Here is a 21043-nt window from a genome sequence, read left to right as displayed (position 1 = left end):
ACGACAAAGTATAAAAAGAAATCGTGGTAAATAGCCAATTGTTACCGTTAAAACCCGAACTTCCTGAACAATCATTGAGCAAAAACAAACTGTTATTGCTTTTCCCGCCCCGTGTCATGAGTATTCAACTTAGGGATCGCACGGATATAAATGAGTTCGCTGATTAATTCCACTAAGGTTTGGCTGACGATCACGGCGGGAAGTAGCGGCAGCGCGCCCGGGATAGCCAGCGCCAGCGGCAAAATAACCAGAGAATTACGCGTACTGGCGCTAAAGGCCACGGCGCGTCCGCCAGTGGAGTCCAACCGGAACGCGCGGCCAGTAAACCAGCCGAGTAGCGGTGCCAGCAGCGCGAAGAGTAGGAAAAACGGCACCGCAAACAACACTGTCGCCCAGGTGGCGCGCAGCTGTGGAATAACGGCGGCCACCACGATAAACAGCACCAGTGCGGTAGCCGGAACGGGGAGATAGCCCAATGCATCCGTAAATGTCGCCATCGTGCGTTGGCGTGCTGCCAGCCATTGCAGAAACGCTGCCAGCGCTAAGGGCACGGCAATCAGCCAGATAAACGCATCAATAAAGGGAGCGAAAACGATGAGCTCAGCGGCGTCGTGGCCGAGAAACAGCGTCAGGTAGAAGGGCAAGGCCAGCATTTGCAGCAACAGTAAAATAGGCGTTGCGGCCAACAGACGGGCGGCGTCGGCACGCCCCAGATGGGCGAATGTCACCACGTAGTCAATACACGGCGCGAGTAACACCAGTATGATGCCCAGCTTCACCAGCGGTTCGGCAGGGACAAAGGGCAGTAGCGCCGCGACCAGCAAGGGAATCACGATGAAGTTGGCAACGAGCAGTGCGCCGATGAATCTGACCTGAGTGAGGTTTTTCCCGATCGTCGTCAGCGGAACTTGCAGAAACGTGACAAACAGCATCAGTGCCAGCGCCGGATTAATCACGACATCCCACTGTTCCGTTTCAGGCAGCATGATGGCCGTTGCTACCGCTGCGATCACGGCAACAAAGTAGATTGCCGCCTGATGAGATTCCAAAAAGGGTTTTAGCGCAGACATGGTGTCATCTCGACATCAAACTGAAGAAGTGGGTAGAAAAAACGGTGGCGACAGGTGCGGCCACCGTGTGTTTTAGCACGTCATATTACCGGGTATGGCTTACTGTGCCGGTGGCGTGACGGGTTCTTCCTGTGCGCCAGGCAGCGACTCTTCACCTTGTTCCGTTGGAACGGAGAAATAAGGGGCGATGAAATCGGCCAGTGCTATTTTGTTACCGTTGAAGTCAATTTGACCTTCGGCATAGTGCAGCGAGCTGGTCATCGCGTTGTCTTTGGTGACGCTCAGTTGGTTCATTTGACCGATATCCGCCATCATCTTCGCTTGTTGCTGCGCCATTTCTGTCGCCTGTTTTTGCTCTTCATCGTTAGCGGGTTTTGGTCCTGCCTGTACCATTAATTCTGTCAGCATATCCAAAGGCACATTGAGCTTGGCATCGAATTTTTTGACGGACTGACGAATGATTTTTTCTTCGTCAGATACCGCGGATTCAGCGGCTTTATCCGTGCTTTGCAGGGGATCGGTTAAATCCAGCGCCAGTGTGAACGTCCCTTCACCTTTACTGTTTTTCCAGCTGATCGGGGAGATAGCAATGTTCGGGTTGCCTTTCAACAGCTGCGGCAGGTATTGCAGAACCGACATGACAACTTCGTGCTGATATGTGTCGGGATTCATGGCGGCCGGATCTTGCAACAGCTTCTGCACTTTTTCCTGATAGGCGGTGAGGAATTGCTTGGTACCCGCGCCATCAAGCTGTGAGATAGACATGCTCACGTTGCCCGAACCCAGATTGCGGTCGCCGATGATTAACGAACCCAGCGTCACCGCCATGTTGCCCGCCAGATTTTTGTCATCTTCCGTTGCGCTACTTTTTAAAGAAAAATCGTTCAACGTAACGGGGTCGCCACCTTCTACGGTAAACGTCATCGCTTTAAGAGACAGCGCGCCATCGCCTAAATCAAGATCGAATTTGCCTTTTTGATTGGTCCCCTTGATGGAGAAATCGGTGATATCCACATTCTCTGTCTGGCCCCAGGCATTTTTCCTTTCCATCTTCACGCTGCTGATGGTGGTATCCAGCTTGCTGCTACGCAGATCGTGTCCGATATCCAGTAGCGCTTCCGCACCGCTGAAAGAAAACTTTTGTTCTGGTGACTGATGGTCGATAGGGGCCAACGTAATGAGTGACTGCGTATCACCGTTGTAGGCGACGCGAGTTTCGGACGTAAAGAACGGTTTATCTTTAGTCAAATCAAACCAGGCTTTGACGGCCGGCGTGTTGGCTAACTCGGTATGGACAGAAGCCATCGCTGGGATGAGGTTGAATTTCTTGAGCTGTGCCAGCGGGAATGGGCCGTGAGACACGGTTTCGTTGAAGACAAGTTCTTCACCCGGTGCCAGGAACTGGGCGCCTTCTGCTGTGCCTATCGACCCATCCGTTTGCAGCACATAGGATAGCGTACTGCTGAAAACGCCACCTTGGTAGTCGCGATAGACAACTTTCAAGCCCGCATTCGGGTAGTTTTGCTTGAGTTTAGTATTCAGCATATCGGTAAAACCATCAATCTGCTGAGCTACCTGCTTGCCGGTGTACCAGGATGCGCCGGTCCAGACGGCACCCAGAGCAACAATAATGCCTACGGCGACTAACGACTTTTTCATTTTTATTCATCCTTTAGTAAAAAAATGCGCGTTTTCAACGCGAAACGCTGGCAGCTTACCCATAGGTAACCGCCGCGTATAGAACAAGTTATCGGTTAAATACGCGAGCGAGACGCCCCTGTCCCTCAACCGTTATCGGTGACTCACTGGCGGAAATAAAGCAGGATTCTCCCGGATGTAGCGAGAGCCGCTGCTCATTTTTTTGCAGGACGGCGTGGCCGTCAACACAAAATACAATGGCGGCACTGTCCTGACTGAGCGTTTGCGGGCTCTGGGCCAGTTCGTGCAGCGAAAAAGCAAAATCATCAACAGGGATCGGGAAGCTGAGTTCATTACCCTGTCGGAGTGGGGTCGTCAGCAACTGGTTTGCAGGTTTGGCCTCAAACACGACATTATCCAGCAGCTCTGGAATATCAATGTATTTCGGTGTGAGCCCGGCGCGCAGCACGTTATCCGAGTTCGCCATGACTTCTAGTGCCACACCTTTCAGATAGGCATGCGGCGTTTGAGCAAACAGGAACATGGCTTCGCCAGGCTGAAGCGTAATGACGTTCAGCAGCAGCGGGGAGAACAATCCGCTGTCATCGGAATAGTATTGTGTAATCGCGCGGATGGTCGCCCAAGGTTCGTCATTTTGACTGTTTAACGCGGCCTTCAGTACACCGATCGCACGTGACTTTTGCTCACCTTCCATGCTTAGCAGATTGGTGAAAAGCATCGCGAGGTTCTTCGCGTCGGGCTGCTGTAAAAACGCCGCGATTGACGGATGTGCGCCTGCAACCGGCTCCAGCAGGCACACAATTTCAGACAATTCTCGGAACCCGTTCATGGCCTGAAAAGGGGTTAATGCATAGACCAGTTCCGGTTTGTGATTGGCATCTTTGTAGTTTCTTTCGGCCGCATCTAGCGGGATGCCTGCTGCATTCTCTTTCGCAAAGCCTTGTTCTGCCGATATTTTACTGGGGTGAACCTGAATGGAAAGCGGCTGTTCCGCGCACAATACCTTAAATAAAAAGGGGAGTTCGCCAAAACGTTGCGCAATCGTTGCGCCAAGATGCGTCGTTGCGTCTTCGGAAATAATGTCCCGCAGGTTACGGGTGTTGCCTTTTTCATCAATAACCGCCGAACTGCTTTTAGGATGGGCACCCATCCACAGTTCTGCCATCGGTAAATTATTAGAATTATCAATGCCATATAGCTCAGTTAAGGCGTGTTTGCTGCCCCAGGCGTAGTGCTGGACACAGTTGAGCATTTTTTGCATGTCGGCTTCCTGCTATTACATTAATTGTTAATTTCTGTGATGCTGACTGTTAATTACTTGAGTGATTATGAATACACTGCATCTTCTTCGCTTCATGGTAATGTTTTATGTAGCGCGATGCCAGACAGTGTTAGTAGACACAATAAGTGTGTTATCAGGCCAGTGGGTGTTATCAGAATAGGCCCGGCGATGTGATTCAATGTCTTCTACTAGTTGAATGTGTTTTTTAAGGAGGAAAGGTAATGAGCACGACGCGTAGTGAAAAAGACTCAATGGGACCGATTGACGTTCCTGCTGAACGTTTATGGGGCGCACAAACGCAGCGGTCGCTGGAACACTTCCGGATTTCTGAAGAGAAAATGCCACGTGCGCTGATTTATGCACTGGCGCAAACCAAGCGCGCGGCGGCCCGCGTCAACATGGATCTCACCCTTCTGCCCGCCGATCGGGGAAATGCGATTATTCAGGCGGCGGACGAAGTGTTAGCAGGCCAGCATGCTGGGGAATTCCCGTTAGCGATCTGGCAAACGGGGTCGGGCACGCAAAGCAATATGAATATGAACGAGGTGTTGGCTAACCGCGCCAGTGAACTGCTGGGGGGAGAGCGGGGTAACAATCGGCTGGTTCATCCCAATGATGATGTCAACAAAAGCCAAAGTTCCAACGACGTCTTCCCTACGGCGATGCATGTCGCGGCCGTGGTCGCGATCAACGAACACCTGGTTCCTGAATTGAAGGCGCTACATGCCACGCTGGTCTCGAAGGCTGAACAGTTTAAGGATATTGTCAAGATCGGTCGTACGCATTTACAGGATGCCACGCCACTGACGCTGGGGCAGGAAATCTCCGGCTGGGCCGCGATGTTGCAGCATAATCTGAAGCATATCGAAAACAGCGTGCCGCACATTTGTGAGCTGGCGCTGGGCGGTACTGCGGTCGGAACAGGGCTAAACACGCATCCCGAATACGCGGTGCGCGTAGCAGCAGAACTGGCGAAACTGACCGGTCAGCCGTTTGTGACCTCGCCGAATAAATTCGAAGCGCTGGCGACCTGTGATGCGTTGGTTCACGGGCACGGTGCCTTGAAGGGGCTGGCTGCATCGTTAATGAAGATCGCCAACGATGTGCGCTGGCTGGCCTCTGGCCCGCGCTGTGGTATCGGCGAACTGAGTATTCCTGAAAACGAACCAGGCAGCTCCATCATGCCGGGTAAGGTCAATCCAACCCAGTGTGAAGCGCTGACGATGCTGTGTTGTCAGGTGATGGGCAATGACGTTGCGGTGAATATCGGCGGGGCGTCCGGTAATTTTGAGCTGAACGTGTACCGCCCGATGGTGATTCATAACTTCCTGCAATCGATTCGCCTGCTGGCTGATGGTATGAAGAGCTTCGATGAGCACTGTGCGGTAGGTATCGAACCAAATCGCGATCGCATCAATCAGTTGCTGAATGAATCGCTGATGCTGGTAACGGCGCTGAATACGCACATTGGCTATGACAAAGCGGCAGAAATTGCCAAAAAAGCGCATAAAGAAGGACTGACGCTGAAGGCCGCCGCGCTCAAATTGAACTACCTCACCGAAGCGCAGTTTGATGAGTGGGTTCGGCCGGAAGAGATGGTCGGTAGCCTGAAAAAGTAATGTAGTTCGCACGTGATCACCGTAGCCTGCTGGTGTGGATCAGCAGGCTTTTTCTTTTTCATTCCGGCGCATCGGTATACAGGTGTAAGCGCGGGATGAGCAGGCGAAGTTCGGCCGCTTTCGGTTTGTGCTTATGTTTGATGTTGTTGGCGTCATAAGGATTGAGCTCGCCGATAATGGGTACGTCACCGCCTGACTCCTGCTGGCAAAGCACAAGCAGAGGGGACGGACAGGGATGCTGAACCTGTTTCTGCTGTTCGGGATACCACACGCGTGCGATGGGTTGTACTTTAACCGGGCGTTTGATTTTCAAGATCGCGTCTTCCGGCAGCGGCAAAACTGCATCAATTTCCTGCTCGATATGCTCAATCCACTGCGCTTTGGTATACGGTGCCGCGTGTTTTGCGGCATTTCGACTTTTGGTCAGCTGTTCCAGCAGTTCCCCACGCGTCATATTTTTGATGACGTGTTTATTCGCCCAGCCAAAGCGGACTGACGCCGGGTTTGTTATCAGCGTGAACGATCGGTAAGCGCTCAGCGTGATCAATCCTTTCAAATGTGTGTGGACGAATTCAAAGCGCTGTTCCGGCTCCAGCCCAGATTCGACGGTGATAATCTGCTCCAGTTCTTTTTTTAACGTATTAATTTCCGCGATAAGCGATTGTGCCTGCTGATATTGTGCGGTGTTTACGCTAAAACAGAGTGCGCCTGGTAAGCGAATCGCACTTTTACTGCTGAGCGTTTCTGGATAGTGGTGAATGAACAGACGCTGAAAATGGGTCAATCCTTTATCACGCGCGTCTTGCCCGACGTACTGTGTTACGGCGATATGCTCGATAGGATCATGCTCCGTTCCTTTTTCCACCGGGGGAAGGGAATAGACGCGACCGGCCAGCAGCCGATACTCGGCAAACTGTAGTTGCATCAGAGCCAGTTTCTTCTCTAACGTCTGGAAACAGCGGTTCATACGATCGATTAGCGTGTAGCGATTCATAACCCAATTCATTTTAGTTACAACATACTTATGTTTATACTAATAAACACATGCATCGGCAACCGTGGATATCATCATTTTCAGCAGGGCTAGGGGGAATAATACGGGAAGTGAACGAAGCGGCTCGGAGTTTACCTTGATTCGAGTAAACTCCGGTAAGAAAGGTGTTTAAAGCCGTTTTTTGAGTATCAGGCTGACTCCCAGCGCGAGCAGTAAGAGTGCACTTAGAAATACGGTGATACCCGTCCAGCCAAATGAATGCCAGAAGAATCCCCCAAGTGTGCCAGCCAGGCTTGAGCCCAGATAATAAGAAAAGAGATACATGGATGACGCCTGGCCTTTCGCGCGCCGCGCCCGTTGGCCAATCCAACTGCTGGCTACCGAGTGCGCCGCGAAGAAGCCTGCGGTAAAGAGCATCATACCACCAAAGATAGCGAAAACCGGTGTCAGCGCCGTTATCCCCAGTCCTGTCAGCATCAGGAGGATAGAAATGCTGAGTACGGGACCGCGTCCGTAGCGAGCCGTTAATGCTCCGGCTTTTGGCGAGCTGTAACTTCCGGTGAGATAAACCACGGAAAGTAAGCCCACTACCGCCTGACTGAGTAAATACGGTGGGGCTAACAGCCGATACCCAATGTAATTAAACAGGGTAACGAACGCCCCCATCAGTAAAAAACCCTGAAGGAACAGCAGCGGCAAACCCGCATCACGCCAGTGCAGTTTGCTATTCAGCAACAGCGTTTTCGGCCGTAACGAGCCGGGGCGAAAATGGCGGGATTCGGGCAGAATACGCCAGAAGGTTATCGCCGCAATGAGTGCCAGTATGCCGATCGTGCCAATGGCAACTCGCCACGGGAAATAGTCCGTCAAGACGCCGCTCACCAGACGTCCGCTCATTCCGCCAATCGAATTGCCGCTGATATATAACCCCATCGAGAACGCCAGCACGCTGGGATGAATTTCTTCACTCAGGTAGCTCATGGCGACCGCCGCGACGCCGCTTAGCGACAGGCCAATCATCGCCCGCATGATCAATATACCGTTCCAACTGGTCATAAATGCGCAAATCACGGTACAGAGCGCGGCCAGCATTAAAGAGACGACCATGACATTCTTACGACCGATGGTGTCGGAGAGCGGGCCGGTGAACAGTAGCCCAAACGCCAGCATCACGGTTGATACGGAAAGCGACAAACTACTGGTAGCCGGCGAGATACCGAAATCCTGAGACAGCACCGGCAGCAAGGGCTGAACACAATACAGCAGCGCAAACGTCGCTAATCCGGCAGAAAACAGTGCCAGCGTGACGCGCATAAATTGTGGTGTACCACGGGCAATATAGGGGGTTTTACCCGACGACCTCAGGGCAATATCATCCGCATCGTCGGCCGCAGAAAGGGACCAGTCGTTCGGTGCAGAAGATGGCAGGTTACTCACAATAATTCCTTACCGGAAAAGGTAAATCAGGCGTAAAACAACAGTATTACGATCATAGAAGAGTGATATTATTTTGTATAATATATTAATAATCATGATTGATACGTTTAACGTATGAATATCGAACTACGTCACCTTCGCTATTTTATTGCGGTCGCTGAAGAACTGCATTTTGGTCGAGCCGCAGAAAGATTACGCATTTCACAGCCGCCGCTGAGCCAGCAGATTCAAATTCTGGAGGAGCAGGTGGGAGCGAAACTGCTGGCGCGCAATAACCGTAATGTCCAGCTTACCCCGGCGGGCGAGATGTTCCTGAAAGAAGCCTGGTCGATTATCAGCCAGGTTGATCAGGCGGCAGAGCGGGCATCCCGCATTCAACGCGGCGAAATTGGGGAATTAACGATTGGCTTTACGTCGTCCGCGCCGTTTATCAAAAAGATCTCCAGTAGCCTGCTGCGTTTTCGTCAAACGTACCCGGAAGTGCATATTCAGATGATGGAGCTCAACACCAAACAGCAAATTGAACCGCTGCTGAACGGTAAACTCGATATCGGCATTATGCGCAATAACCCGCTGCCGGACGCACTGGATCATCAGTTGCTATTACGTGAACCGCTGATTGCTGTCGTGCAGGAATCCCATCCCTTAGCTCAGCAGGCCGCTGGGCGGGCAATCAATATCACACAGTTGGCGAATGAACCGTTCGTTTTCTTCTCTCGTGCGGTGGGAACCGCACTGTATGACGACACGCTGACGCTGCTGAAACGCTATGGCATCAGCCCCTACATTACGCAAGAAGTGGGTGAGGCGATGACCATTGTCGGGCTGGTGTCGGCGGGATTGGGAGTGTCTATTTTGCCAGCATCGTTTTTGCGTATTCGGGTCGATGGCGTGAAATATTTGCTGCTGGAAGAAGAGGACGCCACAACGGAAGTCTGGCTGGTTACCGCGCGGCATCATCCGCAAAGCGCGGCGGCGAAAATGCTAATGTCGCTGATGTTGGGCGGATAATCGTTAAAATATGCGCGCTAAATCACATAACGAATCAAATATTTGACGAGTTTAGTGAAAAGCCCCACCATACCCGCAGTTTTTTTATTTTGCAGCGTGAAAAATAGTCATACCGCAATAATAAAGATAAATTTTTCAACAGCAGTGCCAGATATAATGCGAATGAGTAGGAGCCAGGTTTGTGATATCCGACGGTCAACCAGGACACATCGATCAAATCAAACAAATGAATGCCGGCGCGGTGTATCGGCTGATCGATAAGTACGGCCCGATATCACGTATCGAACTGTCCAAACGCGCTCAGCTCGCGCCCGCCAGTATTACCAAAATCGTCCGCGAACTGCTGGAAGCCCATCTGGTGCAGGAAACCGAATACCAGGATGTGGGTAGCAGGGGACGTCCTGCCATCGGTCTGATTCTGGATACCGAAGCCTGGCACTATCTTTCCGCCCGCATCAGCCACAATAGTATTTCATTGGCGTTGCGCGATCTCAGCAGCAAGCTGGTTGTAGAAGAAGATATCCCGCTTCCCGCAGAAGCGCCGCAACCGCTGCTCGATCGTATTCTGAATGAAATCGACCAGTTTTTTATTCGTCACCAGAAACGGCTGGAGCGATTAACCGCAATCGCGATTACCGCGCCGGGCATGATTGACGCCAACAAGGGCGTTATTCACCGCATGCCGTTCTATGACGTTGAGGAAATGGCGATTGGCCCGGCGCTGGAACAGCGTACGGGGCTACCCGTGTATTTGCAGCACGATATTTGTGCCTGGACGATGGCCGAAGCGTTATACGGTGCGGCGCGCGATTGTCAAAATGTCATTCAGGTGGTAATCGACCATAACGTCGGCGCGGGCGTGATTACTGGCGGACGCATCCTGCATGCGAGAAGCCGGAATCTGGTTGAAATCGGGCACACGCAGGTCGATCCCTATGGTAAACGTTGCTATTGCGGCAATCACGGCTGTCTGGAAACGGTCGCCAGCACGGAAAATATGCTGGAGTTAGCGCAGCAGCGCATGAATACGTCCATGAGTTCACTTTTACATGGTTCACCACTTAGCGTAGAGAGCTTGTGTGATGCGGCGATCAAGGGCGATCAGTTAGCCAAAGATATCATTAACGATGTGGGTAATAACGTCGGCCGAATTGTTGCCATCATGGTGAATCTCTTCAATCCCGATAAAATTCTGGTGGGTTCCCCCCTGAATAAAGCAGCCAGCATTTTGCACCCCGCCATTTTAGGCTGCATTCAACAGCAGTCATTCCCGCCCTATAGCCACAACATCCAGGTGGAAGCGACCCAGTTCTACAATCAGGGGACGATGCCCGGTGCGGCACTGGTAAAAGACGCACTCTATAACGGATCGCTGCTGGTTAAATTGCTACAGGGATAACCATAAAAGCGTAGAGCAACAAAACATTGCGCTAACGCAAACCGCCCGAATGAGGCATAGCCTAGACTTTCACGCTTGGAAAGCATTTTAGCTGTGCTTGTTTTTTGGTATTCAGGTGGTCTGGAGTTATCCCATGTTGAAACGTATTTTTGTCACTGGTACTGATACCGCCGTTGGCAAAACAGTGGTATCCAAGGCGCTACTGCAAAAACTGGCGCTGGCAGGCAAATCGGTTGCGGGCTACAAACCGATAGCGAAAGGGTGCGAAGAGACGGAAGCGGGCCTGCGCAATAAAGATGCGCTGCTGCTACAGGCGGCTTCCACACTGGAATTGCCCTATAACATGGTTAACCCCATCGCTCTGCGAGAGGATGAAATCAGCGCCAGTGAAGGAACGATTGATTACTGCACGATGACGCAGGGGCTGCGCCACATGAGCGAGGCAGCGGATATCGTGGTGGTCGAAGGCTCGGGCGGATGGCGGACGGTCATGAACGATCTGCGTCCGTATTCCGAATGGGTCGTACAGGAACAACTGCCCGTTGTGCTGGTTGTCGGCATCAAACTGGGCTGTATCAGCCATGCGTTGCTGACGGCGCAGGCAATCATCAACGATGGTTTGCCGCTGGTTGGCTGGGTCGCTAACCGTATTAACCCCGGCCTGGCGAATTACGCCGAGATCATTCACGTCCTGCGGAAAAAGATTCCGGCACCGCAACTGGGCGAGCTGCCTTACTTACCGCGTGCCGAACAGCGGGATCTCTCGTCTTATATCGATCTTTCTGCCGTCAGCAATTAATTTCTGCCGTCTTCTATTCCCGCTTCTCTGCGGGAATACATTTTCTCCGCCACGCCACCTGTTATACTCACTGACAGCTTTTTTTCTTATCCTGAAAATATAATGAAAACAGAGAATAACCAGAAACAAACGCCTGTCCCACATCGCCATTGGATTTTGATTGCCTGTATGCTGGCCATGTTTACGGCGGCGATTGAGGTGACGATTGTCGCCACGGCGCTGCCCACCATCATCGCGGATTTAGGCGGGTTTTCCCTGTTAGGGTGGGTCTTTGCGGGTTATTTACTGACACAGTCGATCAGTATTCCGATTTATGGCCGTCTGGCCGATCTCTATGGCCGCAAAAAAGTTTTCTTCTTCGGCATGATCGTATTCCTGCTGGGGTCGGTTCTGTGCGGATTTTCGACACAGATGGGCTGGTTGATTGTCTTCCGTACCTTGCAAGGGCTGGGCGCAGGTGCAATAACCCCGATTGCATTCACCATTGTTGCCGATGTATACAGCTCGACCGAGCGCCCGAAAATTCAGGGTTATCTGTCCAGCGTGTGGGGCGTTTCCGCGATTATCGGCCCGCTGCTGGGCGCGTTTATCGTCCAACACTTCAACTGGGCACTGGTTTTCTGGGTCAATGTGCCAATTGGGCTATTTTCCATCTTCCTGCTGGCTCGCTACCTGCCGACGATCAATACCGTGCGCCAACATCAGCTGGACTGGATGGGCGCGTTCTATCTGGTTGTGTCCGTTGCTAGCCTGCTGATGGTGCTGCTACAGGCTGAGGTGTTTGGCTACTGGGTAATCCCGCTGCTTGGGATCTCTGCGGTGGGCTGCATTTTGCTGGTCCGGCAGGAAAAGCGCACGGCAGAACCACTGTTCCCGCTAGTGCTCTGGCGCAATCGGGTCATTATCGCCGGTAATCTCGGAGGATTAGTCGTCGGGGCAGCCATGATGGGCGTGAGCGCCTTTTTGCCGACGTTTATTCAGGGTGTGATGGGTAAAACGCCGCTGGAAGCAGGCAGTATATTGGCGATGATGTCGATTGGCTGGCCGCTGGCCAGTACGCTGAGCGGACGCCTAATGCTGTGGACGTCTTACCGCTTTACGGCAATGCTCGGCGGCGTTGTGCTGATTATCGGCAGTCTGACACTGTTAACCGTTCAACCAGACAGCAATCTCATGTGGGCGCGGCTAGCGGCATTTCTGATCGGTTCGGGAATGGGGTTGAGCAGCACCACGTTTCTGGTGTCGATACAAAACTCGGTGGACTACTCCATCCGCGGCATTGCGACGGCTTCCGCTATGTTTACCCGCATGCTGGGTTCCGCGATGGGCACGGCAATCCTTGGCGCCACGCTTAACATCAATCTGCACTGGCGATTACCGGACGTGAGCGATCCACTCCAGACGCTCATGGACCCGGCCAAGCGCATCCTGCTGAGCGTCAATCAGCTCGATACGCTGGCGTCGCAAGTCGCCTCGTCAATTCACGGCGTATTTATCGTTTCCGCACTCATCGCTGCGATCACGCTGCTTTCCGCCAGAATGATCCCTGCAAGCCAACGGCCAGGGCAGGCTGAAACCAGACAGAAATAACGACAAAAGAAAAGGCGCGAAAGCGCCTTTTGAACCTTTACGTTGAACATCCAGAGGAAGAGATTACGGTGTTGTGGTCGGCTGGCCTTCTGCGGGTGCAGATGCATTTCCCGTATTGATGTCGCCCTCGGCATGACGGGTATAAACGATCTTGTGCGAATCATTTTCGCAGTGACCAACCACCAGACCACCGGTTTGATTCACCTGATCGTTCGGGACGATATCCAGCGTAAAACCGGATTCTGGCACGCCATTGGCGATGATTTTCTGGGCAATATCCGCTTTCACACTTTCGCAAGATGCCTGTGCAGCCAACGGAGCAATCAGGAATAACGCGGCACCAAAAATGACGGTTTTTTTCATCTTTTGATCCTTTTCTCTGAAAAAAGTCTCTTTGAGTATATCAAACGATGAAGATAACGCGAAAAAGCAGTGGAATCAGGCCATCAATGATGGCCTGAAGAAGGTTAAACGCAAGGCCCAGTGGCGCAGCCATACATCATAAACAGTGGGAAAAGGACAACGGCCGGAATCATGAGAGGGGCAAGCAGCACGTCTTTGCCGGAGTTATCGCTGCTGTTGATGACCACGGGAATAGGCTGCGGCAGACGCCCATTTTGGGTCGGGCTGACCAGTGAGCCTTCTTTCTTACTGAATGTGCCGTTTGCGCTAAAGGTGACTTCACCTTTTCCCATTGTCGTGGGAATGTTCGCCGCGAAGAGTTCGCGTAAATCGACTTTCTGCTCTTTGGTCAATCGGCGAGTATCAATCACGTTTTTATACCTCGCGTAGACCTGACCATTACGGAGAGAAAAATCGACCCTCACGCCAAGGATAATGTCTTTGTAATCACGATAAAACGCGTAATAGTCCTGATACTCTTTTTGTGCTCTGGCGTCGGAGAATTTATAAACGTAGGTATCGGACTCAGCAACAATCGTTCCGTTGTTATTGGTGATAGCCGTGATGTTGTCCGTCTCCGGGTACGAGCTTGCGCACGAGCTGACCAGTAGGCACATGATGAGCATGCCCCACAGTTTGAGGTGAAAAGCGCGTGAAAATAATCGTGCTAAATTCATATTCATCCTGATGCACTCCATCTTCTGGATATACCCGTCATACTTCAAGTTGCATGTGCGTTGGCCGCGCTACTCGGCACACTGGCGTGTACCTCGCCCCGTTGGGGTCGCTGCAAGCAGCGTTCAAATCTGCCTCTGGCAGATTTGTCAGTCACCCGAATCACTTACCTGTGTAAGCTCATCGGGATGAAATGAGAGACATCCTGTCTCTCACCGGAGGCCAACCGTTGGCTGGTCAAATTCGTTCCCGACGAATTTGTCCTTCTCTTGCCGCGTTATTCAGCCTTATGGCTTCACCCTTTCGGGGCCAGCGCAAGCGCTGTTCAAAACGCTAACGTTTTGTCCTGAAACTCGAATTATTTAGGGTATAAACCCTATATTGCAACGTTATAGAACGATGATCGTTGAATTGAAAGGGAATGTCATCTTTTGATGATCGGGCGAGCGTGCCGTAATACGAAGGGAAAAGGGGAAAACCCACGCCAGAAGGCGTGGGTGAAGAATCAAGGGGTAACCGGGCGACCAGTACGACGATCGAGGCAGCGATCGGTGGTGTTTTCCCAGTAAGCATTGACGTTGTAACTGGCGTTGCATTTTTCACGCCCATCAATGGCTTTTTCCGTTTTATCGAATTCTTTCTCTACGCGGTTATTCACTTTATTACGCAGTGAGCGGGTTGAGTCCCATTGCTCTTTGCTTTGACGCGCCGCTTCTTTCGACAAGGTGCTGTCGCCGGAGTCGACAATGATATGGCGCGTATCTGCCAGTGCGGCAGGCTGCCAGGCAGCGGAAACGATAACCAGAGAAAGCGGGATGAAGGCCCGAATCAAAGAAGAAAAAGAGTAGTGGTTCATGTTTCACCTTGACAGAACAAATGATAAAAACAAACGCCGATGCCGCAGAACGATAAAGCGCACGGCAAGCGATAGACAACAAAAGGCGATCGGCGTTCCCTGTAACCTTCGCGCGTCGTGCAAAACGAAAGGTTGCCTATAACGAGAAGTATACATCCTTCGCGTCAACGGCACTATAACCACGCGGTATCTGGCAAACGCCTGGCGTGTGGCGCTATCGAAAAAGGCATGAAACCCTGTTCATGCCCTTAATTCTTGTGTTTCAGTAATGATTAACCTTCGCGGTGTACGCTTAACCCAGCAAAAGACTGGCTGACCGGCATCATTTCCAGCGTGTTGATGTTGACGTGCGCTGGCAGGGTGGCCACCCAGAAAACGGCTTCAGACACATCTTCGGCCGTCAGCGGCGTTGTATTGTCATAGGTTTTACTGACTTTTTCATCATTGCCTTTGAAGCGTACGGCAGAGAACTCAGTTCCACCGACCAGACCCGGTTCGATATTTGTGACGCGAATTCGGGTGCCAGACAGATCAGCACGTAATCCCAGGCTAAACTGCTGCACGAACGCCTTGCTGGCGCCGTAGACGTTACCGCCTGCGTATGGCCAGTTGCCTGCGGTAGAGCCGATGTTAATGACGTGGCCGATATTACGTTCCACCATGGCTGGCAGCAGCGCACGCGTCATGAAGACCAACCCTTTGTTGTTGGTATCGATCATATTTTCCCAATCGTCTACCGACGCTTTATGTGCAGGTTCCAGACCCAGCGCCAATCCGGCGTTGTTTACCAGCACATCAATGGTCCGCCATTCGGCCGGCAGGGTGGCAACGGCGTGTTCAATCGCCTGACGATCGCGTACGTCCAGTTTTAACGTATACAGCACATCGCCCAGCTCTGCTTTCAGCGCATCCAGACGTTCCTGGCGGCGACCCGTTGCGATCACTTTATGGCCTGCGCTAATAAATTTACGCGTAATTGACTCACCAAACCCAGCCGTTGCACCGGTAACAAAAATAATCATGCTCTTATTTCTCCCTGACCGTTTTCATATTCTGCTTGTGCCTGATATCAATATAAATAATGAAAGGCATGAGATCATTTAGCCGCGCAATTCCCCGCGGGTCAAGCGTTACTCGGGTTTCAATGGTACGGTTCAGGAATAATCACCCCTCAGAAAGAGGGGTGGATGTCTTACCCTTTCGGTGCGACAAGAGCGGTATAACGGAGAATTAAATCCAATTCTTGTTACGGAATTCGCGCATGGTATCGGCTACCCATTGCATTTCCTGCGGTGTCCCTAATGAGATACGGCACCAGTTATCCGCAGGAGGGAACGCGCGACCAATCAGTACGCCTGCATCTGCCATATGCTTTTGGTAATCCTTGAGCGGCACGACCAACTGGTGGAAAACAAAGTTTCCTTCTGACGGTAAGTACGGCAGCTTCAGGTCATCCAGCGCCTTCAGCAGGATTTGACGCGACACATCATTACTCTTTTTGCTGTAGGTAATGAACGCCGAGTCGTCCAGAGACGCCAATGCCGCATCCACGCCGCTAAAGTTAATTTTCTCGCCTGCAACATACCGGCCCATTAATGCGATGACTTTAGGATGTGCAACAGCATAGCCAACGCGCATACCGGCCATGGCATGTATTTTAGAGAACGTTTTGAGCAAAATAATGTTCTCCGCGCCCTGGGTAATCATCGGCGAAATAGAACGAAAACGCGGATCGTTGACGAACTCGGCGTAGGCTTCATCGACGATAAACATCGTATTGGCAGGTTTGCTGGCAATCCATGGTTCAATTAAATCCGCTGGCGTAATCGAGCCCGTGGGGTTATTGGGATTGACCAGATAAACGATGGAAGGGCCGCTATAACCGGCAACCGCGGATTTTAGCCCTTCAATATCGAAGGCCCAGTTATCGAGCATCTTGACTTTCGTCACCTTGATTCCGGCAATTTTGGCGAAGTGCTCGCCGTCGCCGTAGGTTAATTCAGGAATAACCAGTTGTGCATCCAGCGACGCGTAGGCTTCAATCGCCGCCCGGATGCCTTCAGACGAACCGGCCGTCAGCAGGATGGAGGGTGCCTCAACCTGATGGTGTGCGGCCAGTTTATTGCCAAGCATTAAAATTTCATTCTTTGCATAGCGGTTGGCTTTCACGACGGCATCGCGTGCGGCGGCTTGCGCTTTAGGTGACATACCCAGTGGATTTTCATTGAAATTAATGCGGATCGGGTTATTGGCCGACGGCGTGGTAAATGCTGCGCTCTCAGGCTGTGTCTCGGCAAAAGCGCGAGAACTTAATCCGGTTGTTACTGCTGCCGTCCCCAGCAGGGCGCCAGAAAGTTTTAATAATGCTCTGCGTTTTGGGTTTAACACGTCGCTTTCATTGATTAAAAAATTCATCTAAACACTCTCCTTAGTTGCATAATGGCAGGAGAGTTAAAGCATAAAACGCGCCAGTTTTTCTTATCGATTAATCGCTAATTCCTTGTCAGATAGGAGAAATAATATTTTCTTACGACACAATTGCCCGCATGGCGGGAGATTTCACCTTTTCTTGACACCCAGTAAAGATAAAAAAAATTGATTTATTCATTGAGTGATTAATGCAAAAGATAGGAGTTACTTATGTGAGGGATCCATCATGACGCATGAAATGATGCATCATGATGCGTTTGCCCTATGAGGTCGCGAGGAAGGCGTTATGTTTCCTGATTGTCGGCTTCTACCGCAGCGTACAGCCGTTCAAGGATATCGGGAAAAGCAGACTGCACGCGGTTCCAACTCGGTACAAAGGGTTTATCGCCTAGGCTATCGCTATAGGCATGACCAGAAAAAGTGATCACATCAGAGAAGAGTTCCACCGCGGATTCCTCTTTATGGCGATCAAAACTCAGGCCGTTCATGCGAGCGTCATGTTCGAAAGCATCGATCATATCAAGGGCAGTGCGATAGTAGGTCGCCCGCAGGACGCGGAAAGTGTCTGTGGTGATATTCACGCCGAGGATCGCCAGTTTGCGATACAGCGCTTTGGTGATATCCGCCGCCATGCGCTGCAACCCCGAATTCGGATCGTCTTCAGACATCGGCTGATGTTTATGGTCGTAGCGATCTGCGATATCTACCTGACAAATACGCCGGGTAGCGGTGCCGCGATGAATTTCTGACAGCACGCCAATTTCCAGTCCCCAATCCCCATACCATCTTGTGGCTGTTTTATGCCGAGAAATGACCGTTGCCGATAAAATGCGTCAATCCTTCACGCCAGCCCTGAGGCCCTGAATCACGTGTGCAATATAGCTTGCCGCGGTACGATTCAGGCAGGCTAACAATTTGATTTTCTTTACCTTTAATTAATATGGCGTAGTCCATTGCGCATAACAGCGATATATCGTTCGGGCCATCTCCCAGACCAAGCGTTTTGACGTCGGTATCATATTTCTCGATGTACTGTGTTTTTATCCAGTTACTCATAAATCCCTTACTCGTTTGGGCGCCCATGACGTGATAGAAGCGCCCCCCTTGTGTCAGAGCCAGACCGGCCTCTGCCAGTAACTGGCTGAAACGCGATAGCGCAGTGGGCTCATCCAGCCACACCAGCGGTTCAGATCCTTCACGCTGTTGTGCTCGTTGGGCATCTTGCTCGTTTAACCCTGTCACTTCTGCTATCTCCGCGCTGCTCATATCGCCAAAGCCTTTGAAGCGAAAACCGGACGTGCGCAACTGCACCAGCTGAGTACGGATGACGGAATATTCCACGCGGCTCCTCTTGCGTGGGTAATCGGGATGCATTTGCCATGTCGGAGGGAGTACGGCAATGGCGCCGTTTTCCGCAATATAGGGATAATGTTCCAACCCGAGCGCCTGCCGTAAGGGGTCAACTTCGGCCGCCGTTTTACTGGTGGTGATAATCAGTGGAATTGCCTCGCTCGCCAGCCACTTCAGCCACGGTTGCGCGGCATCCCACCGATAAGTCTCATGATCGAGCAACGATCCGTCGAGATCGCTGAAAATAATCAGCTTCGTGTTACGCGTTTGCATGGGTTCTCCATGTTTTATCGTGGATAAACATAAACAAAGTGTCACGATGGGCGATTAACGTTAGTCAGAAAGGGCGTGTGTTTGTCAGTGGGGTGTTGTGCTCGTGGTATTGATGAATGAGATCATAATCACATTTTAATCATAGGCGGCGATCCGTCTCTTCACCAATAGCATAATGATCTCGCTACTTTCCTGTTCGCGATGAAGACTAGCGGGCGCTGCTTTTATCCTGAAACGTTTTCCGCCAGTCGGTCGGACTCACGCTAAAACGCTGTTTGAATTGCTGACGAAAGGTTACCGCTGACTGAAACCCTACGCTATCCGCAATCGCTTCGATGGAGTGGGAAGTCGATTCCAGCAATGCCTGACTATGGTGAAGCCGCTCCGCCATTAGCCAGTCGCTGACGGTCATCCCCGTGGCTCGGAAGAAGTGCCGGGTAAATGTCCTGCGACTCATCTGCACGCGGCTTGCCAATGCATCTAAAGAGTGGGGCGAACGGAGATGGCTGCGCAGATAATCCAGTAGCTGATTGATTTTGCTATCCCTCGTATTTTCCGGTATCGGATGTTCGATAAACTGGGCTTGGCCACCTTCCCGGTAAGGTGGAATCACCAGACGACGGGCGGCACGGTTAGCAATAGCGCTGCCGCAGTGCTGACGCACCAGATAAAGACAGCAATCAATTGCTGCTACCGTGCCCGCAGAGGTAATCAGATGCTCATCTTCGACATAGAGCGCGTTGGTATCCAGCCGCACATGACGAAAACGGGCGATGAAATCCTGCTCAAACGCCCAGTGTGTCGAAGCACGGCGACCATCTAACAATCCGGCGTAAGCCAGCACATAAGTCCCCAGGCATAATCCGGCGATCTGTGCTTTTCGGGTTGCGGCTGCACGTAATGCATCCAGAAGCGGTGCAGAAGGTCGCGTCTCTGGATGACTCCAGTAGGGAACCACGATCAAATCGGCGTTTTCTAACGCGGAAAACCCGCGATCAACGTTGATGGAAAAGCCGTGTTCAGAGGCAACCAGGCCCGGTTTTTCCGCACAGAAAAAGATCTCAAACTGTTTTTTTTCATAGAGCATGTCGCTGAAAACCATGCTCGGTATAGATAAATGAAACGGGCTAAAATTCTCGGAGACAACCACCGCAACGGTTAGCACAGCCATAATCGCCCTCATTAAATCATCAATAGGTTCTGGTTATTACCCGGTTCAAAATTGCACACTTTCACCATCGTTTGGCACATACGCGATAGACTGAAGCTTTTCTTCGTGCAGATAGTCACGCAGTTCGGCACGGCTTAAAAGGCAATGGTTCACCGCTTCCATGTGCGTCGCGACTATTGCCGCGTTGGGCACGAGCTGATGTACGCGTCGTACATCCTCTTTTCCCATGATAATAGAGCCGAAACCGGGAATGACCGCATTGCCGATATTCAGCGCCACCACATCGGGCGTGTAATGCGTTAGTGCATCAATAACATGCTGATTCCAGACAGTATCGCCAGCCAGATAAAACGATTTCTCATGGGCATGTCGCAAGACAATCCCGCAGACGTCACCCAATCGTTCTGCCATCTGTGGATTAGCGTAGGTTTCATCAGAACCGTGCTGGCCAGACGTTTTGATCAGCGTTATGTCGTCATATTCCGTCTGCTCGCCCAGAACATGCACGGAGGTAAACCCTGCGCGCCGAATGAGGTCGGCATCCTGCGTATTTTGGCTGAATATCGGCATCGTTTTCGGGATAGCCTCAATAGCCGCATCATCCCAATGGTCAGGGTGCGTATGCGTTACGATCACCGCATCCACATCCAGAATCGTCGCCATAGGCAGAGGAAGATCGACCAGTGGATTACGCAAATGCGCGTTTGCCGTTCCCGCAAAGCCGGGATAGGTTGCCTTTGGCGCCAACATCGGGTCAATCAGTAACGTTTTTCCACCAAATTCCAGCAGTAATGTCGCATTGCGAATCTGCGTTATTTTCATCTTATTGCTCCCATATCAGGTTTACTGGCGGTGCCGTTATGCACCAAACAGGAGCAGTATAAGAATCTGACCGGTCGCTAACAGTGGCCTGAATGACACACTTCGATGAGTTTAGGCCAATTTGTCTTAAGCAGGTTGTGTATCATCGGGCGAGTTATCCTATTGCCGTTGCCATACACACTGGGTATCTTAACTCACTGGCTC

General features: G+C 51.6%; 18 protein-coding genes and 1 pseudogene. 5 read left to right on the top strand and 14 right to left on the bottom strand.

Annotated features, from left to right (window positions below; translation table 11 throughout):
- Window positions 1-92 precede the first annotated feature (92 nt).
- The 3 genes from WCT94_RS14250 to manA form a co-directional block, all read right to left on the bottom strand.
- Window positions 93-1070 (bottom strand): arsenic resistance protein, encoded by a 978-nt coding sequence (locus WCT94_RS14250; RefSeq protein ID WP_336870083.1) that lies wholly within the window; start codon window positions 1068-1070, stop codon window positions 93-95.
- 99 nt (window positions 1071-1169) lie between these two features.
- The gene (locus tag WCT94_RS14245) at window positions 1170-2729 is read right to left on the bottom strand and encodes a YdgA family protein (protein ID WP_336870082.1); all 1560 of its coding nucleotides are present in this window, start codon (window positions 2727-2729) and stop codon (window positions 1170-1172) included.
- 88 nt (window positions 2730-2817) lie between these two features.
- Window positions 2818-3990 carry a mannose-6-phosphate isomerase gene (gene manA, locus WCT94_RS14240; protein WP_336870081.1) on the bottom strand — a complete coding sequence of 391 codons (1173 nt, stop codon included), beginning with the start codon at window positions 3988-3990 and terminating at the stop codon, window positions 2818-2820.
- A 242-nt stretch (window positions 3991-4232) separates the two neighbouring features.
- Between manA and fumC the strand changes: the two genes are divergently transcribed.
- Window positions 4233-5630, top strand: a complete 1398-nt coding sequence (fumC, locus tag WCT94_RS14235; protein WP_336870079.1) for a class II fumarate hydratase — start codon at window positions 4233-4235, stop codon at window positions 5628-5630.
- A 58-nt stretch (window positions 5631-5688) separates the two neighbouring features.
- On the opposite strand, the gene tus is transcribed toward fumC, so the two are convergent.
- Together tus and WCT94_RS14225 are read right to left on the bottom strand one after the other, a co-directional pair.
- A complete protein-coding gene (gene tus, locus WCT94_RS14230; RefSeq protein WP_336870078.1) occupies window positions 5689-6624 on the bottom strand; it encodes a DNA replication terminus site-binding protein in 936 nt (311 codons plus the stop codon).
- A gap of 168 nt (window positions 6625-6792) precedes the next feature.
- The gene (locus tag WCT94_RS14225; protein ID WP_336870077.1) at window positions 6793-8061 is read right to left on the bottom strand and encodes an MFS transporter; all 1269 of its coding nucleotides are present in this window, start codon (window positions 8059-8061) and stop codon (window positions 6793-6795) included.
- A gap of 114 nt (window positions 8062-8175) precedes the next feature.
- On the opposite strand from WCT94_RS14225, the gene WCT94_RS14220 reads away from it, so the two are divergent.
- The 4 genes from WCT94_RS14220 to WCT94_RS14205 all read left to right on the top strand — a co-directional run bounded on the left by WCT94_RS14220 (window position 8176) and on the right by WCT94_RS14205 (window position 12860).
- Window positions 8176-9072, top strand: a complete 897-nt coding sequence (locus WCT94_RS14220; protein ID WP_336870076.1) for a LysR family transcriptional regulator — start codon at window positions 8176-8178, stop codon at window positions 9070-9072.
- Between the two features lie 181 nt (window positions 9073-9253).
- Entirely contained in the window at window positions 9254-10471 is a 1218-nt protein-coding gene (mlc, locus tag WCT94_RS14215) for a sugar metabolism global transcriptional regulator Mlc (protein ID WP_336870075.1), read from the top strand.
- 133 nt (window positions 10472-10604) lie between these two features.
- Complete coding sequence (gene bioD, locus WCT94_RS14210; protein WP_336870074.1) at window positions 10605-11270, top strand: dethiobiotin synthase; 666 nt, start codon at window positions 10605-10607, stop codon at window positions 11268-11270.
- A gap of 102 nt (window positions 11271-11372) precedes the next feature.
- Complete coding sequence (locus WCT94_RS14205; RefSeq protein WP_336870073.1) at window positions 11373-12860, top strand: MDR family MFS transporter; 1488 nt, start codon at window positions 11373-11375, stop codon at window positions 12858-12860.
- Between the two features lie 63 nt (window positions 12861-12923).
- Here the strand turns inward: WCT94_RS14205 and WCT94_RS14200 are convergent, their stop codons facing one another.
- The 9 genes and pseudogenes from WCT94_RS14200 to WCT94_RS14160 all read right to left on the bottom strand — a co-directional run bounded on the left by WCT94_RS14200 (window position 12924) and on the right by WCT94_RS14160 (window position 20839).
- Window positions 12924-13223, bottom strand: coding sequence for a DUF1161 domain-containing protein (locus tag WCT94_RS14200; protein ID WP_336870072.1), 300 nt, complete (start codon window positions 13221-13223; stop codon window positions 12924-12926).
- A 104-nt stretch (window positions 13224-13327) separates the two neighbouring features.
- Complete coding sequence (locus tag WCT94_RS14195) at window positions 13328-13945, bottom strand: hypothetical protein (RefSeq protein ID WP_336870071.1); 618 nt, start codon at window positions 13943-13945, stop codon at window positions 13328-13330.
- Between the two features lie 497 nt (window positions 13946-14442).
- On the bottom strand, window positions 14443-14793 hold the full coding sequence (locus WCT94_RS14190; protein ID WP_015840283.1) for a DUF1283 family protein: 351 nt from the start codon (window positions 14791-14793) through the stop codon (window positions 14443-14445).
- A gap of 272 nt (window positions 14794-15065) precedes the next feature.
- Window positions 15066-15815, bottom strand: coding sequence for a bifunctional NADP-dependent 3-hydroxy acid dehydrogenase/3-hydroxypropionate dehydrogenase YdfG (gene ydfG / locus WCT94_RS14185; protein ID WP_336870070.1), 750 nt, complete (start codon window positions 15813-15815; stop codon window positions 15066-15068).
- A gap of 208 nt (window positions 15816-16023) precedes the next feature.
- Window positions 16024-17208, bottom strand: coding sequence for a pyridoxal phosphate-dependent aminotransferase (locus tag WCT94_RS14180; RefSeq protein ID WP_336870069.1), 1185 nt, complete (start codon window positions 17206-17208; stop codon window positions 16024-16026).
- A gap of 299 nt (window positions 17209-17507) precedes the next feature.
- Window positions 17508-17999: pseudogene (locus WCT94_RS14175) on the bottom strand (glycosyl transferase); the annotation flags it as partial.
- Between the two features lie 22 nt (window positions 18000-18021).
- The gene (locus WCT94_RS14170; protein ID WP_336870067.1) at window positions 18022-18846 is read right to left on the bottom strand and encodes a mannosyl-3-phosphoglycerate phosphatase-related protein; all 825 of its coding nucleotides are present in this window, start codon (window positions 18844-18846) and stop codon (window positions 18022-18024) included.
- A 208-nt stretch (window positions 18847-19054) separates the two neighbouring features.
- Window positions 19055-20017 (bottom strand): GlxA family transcriptional regulator, encoded by a 963-nt coding sequence (locus WCT94_RS14165; RefSeq protein ID WP_336870066.1) that lies wholly within the window; start codon window positions 20015-20017, stop codon window positions 19055-19057.
- Between the two features lie 45 nt (window positions 20018-20062).
- Window positions 20063-20839, bottom strand: coding sequence for an MBL fold metallo-hydrolase (locus WCT94_RS14160; RefSeq protein ID WP_336870064.1), 777 nt, complete (start codon window positions 20837-20839; stop codon window positions 20063-20065).
- Window positions 20840-21043: the final 204 nt, after the last annotated feature.

The organism is Pectobacterium sp. 1950-15, assembly GCF_037136835.1.
GTDB lineage: Bacteria > Pseudomonadota > Gammaproteobacteria > Enterobacterales > Enterobacteriaceae > Pectobacterium.
The sequence above is the reverse complement of the archived record's forward strand: the minus strand, read 5'-3'. Positions and strand labels throughout refer to the sequence as shown.

What these genes read in the sequence shown, in the direction of transcription:
- WCT94_RS14250 (WP_336870083.1), bottom strand. Translation starts at nt 1,070, where the DNA reads ATGTCTGCGCTAAAACCCTTTTTGGAATCTCATCAGGCGGCAATCTAC.
- WCT94_RS14245 (WP_336870082.1), bottom strand. Translation starts at nt 2,729, where the DNA reads ATGAAAAAGTCGTTAGTCGCCGTAGGCATTATTGTTGCTCTGGGTGCC.
- manA (WP_336870081.1), bottom strand. Translation starts at nt 3,990, where the DNA reads ATGCAAAAAATGCTCAACTGTGTCCAGCACTACGCCTGGGGCAGCAAA.
- fumC (WP_336870079.1), top strand. Translation starts at nt 4,233, where the DNA reads ATGAGCACGACGCGTAGTGAAAAAGACTCAATGGGACCGATTGACGTT.
- tus (WP_336870078.1), bottom strand. Translation starts at nt 6,624, where the DNA reads ATGAATCGCTACACGCTAATCGATCGTATGAACCGCTGTTTCCAGACG.
- WCT94_RS14220 (WP_336870076.1), top strand. Translation starts at nt 8,176, where the DNA reads ATGAATATCGAACTACGTCACCTTCGCTATTTTATTGCGGTCGCTGAA.
- bioD (WP_336870074.1), top strand. Translation starts at nt 10,605, where the DNA reads ATGTTGAAACGTATTTTTGTCACTGGTACTGATACCGCCGTTGGCAAA.
- WCT94_RS14205 (WP_336870073.1), top strand. Translation starts at nt 11,373, where the DNA reads ATGAAAACAGAGAATAACCAGAAACAAACGCCTGTCCCACATCGCCAT.
- WCT94_RS14200 (WP_336870072.1), bottom strand. Translation starts at nt 13,223, where the DNA reads ATGAAAAAAACCGTCATTTTTGGTGCCGCGTTATTCCTGATTGCTCCG.
- WCT94_RS14195 (WP_336870071.1), bottom strand. Translation starts at nt 13,945, where the DNA reads ATGAATATGAATTTAGCACGATTATTTTCACGCGCTTTTCACCTCAAA.
- WCT94_RS14190 (WP_015840283.1), bottom strand. Translation starts at nt 14,793, where the DNA reads ATGAACCACTACTCTTTTTCTTCTTTGATTCGGGCCTTCATCCCGCTT.
- ydfG (WP_336870070.1), bottom strand. Translation starts at nt 15,815, where the DNA reads ATGATTATTTTTGTTACCGGTGCAACGGCTGGGTTTGGTGAGTCAATT.
- WCT94_RS14180 (WP_336870069.1), bottom strand. Translation starts at nt 17,208, where the DNA reads ATGAATTTTTTAATCAATGAAAGCGACGTGTTAAACCCAAAACGCAGA.
- WCT94_RS14170 (WP_336870067.1), bottom strand. Translation starts at nt 18,846, where the DNA reads ATGCAAACGCGTAACACGAAGCTGATTATTTTCAGCGATCTCGACGGA.
- WCT94_RS14165 (WP_336870066.1), bottom strand. Translation starts at nt 20,017, where the DNA reads ATGGCTGTGCTAACCGTTGCGGTGGTTGTCTCCGAGAATTTTAGCCCG.
- WCT94_RS14160 (WP_336870064.1), bottom strand. Translation starts at nt 20,839, where the DNA reads ATGAAAATAACGCAGATTCGCAATGCGACATTACTGCTGGAATTTGGT.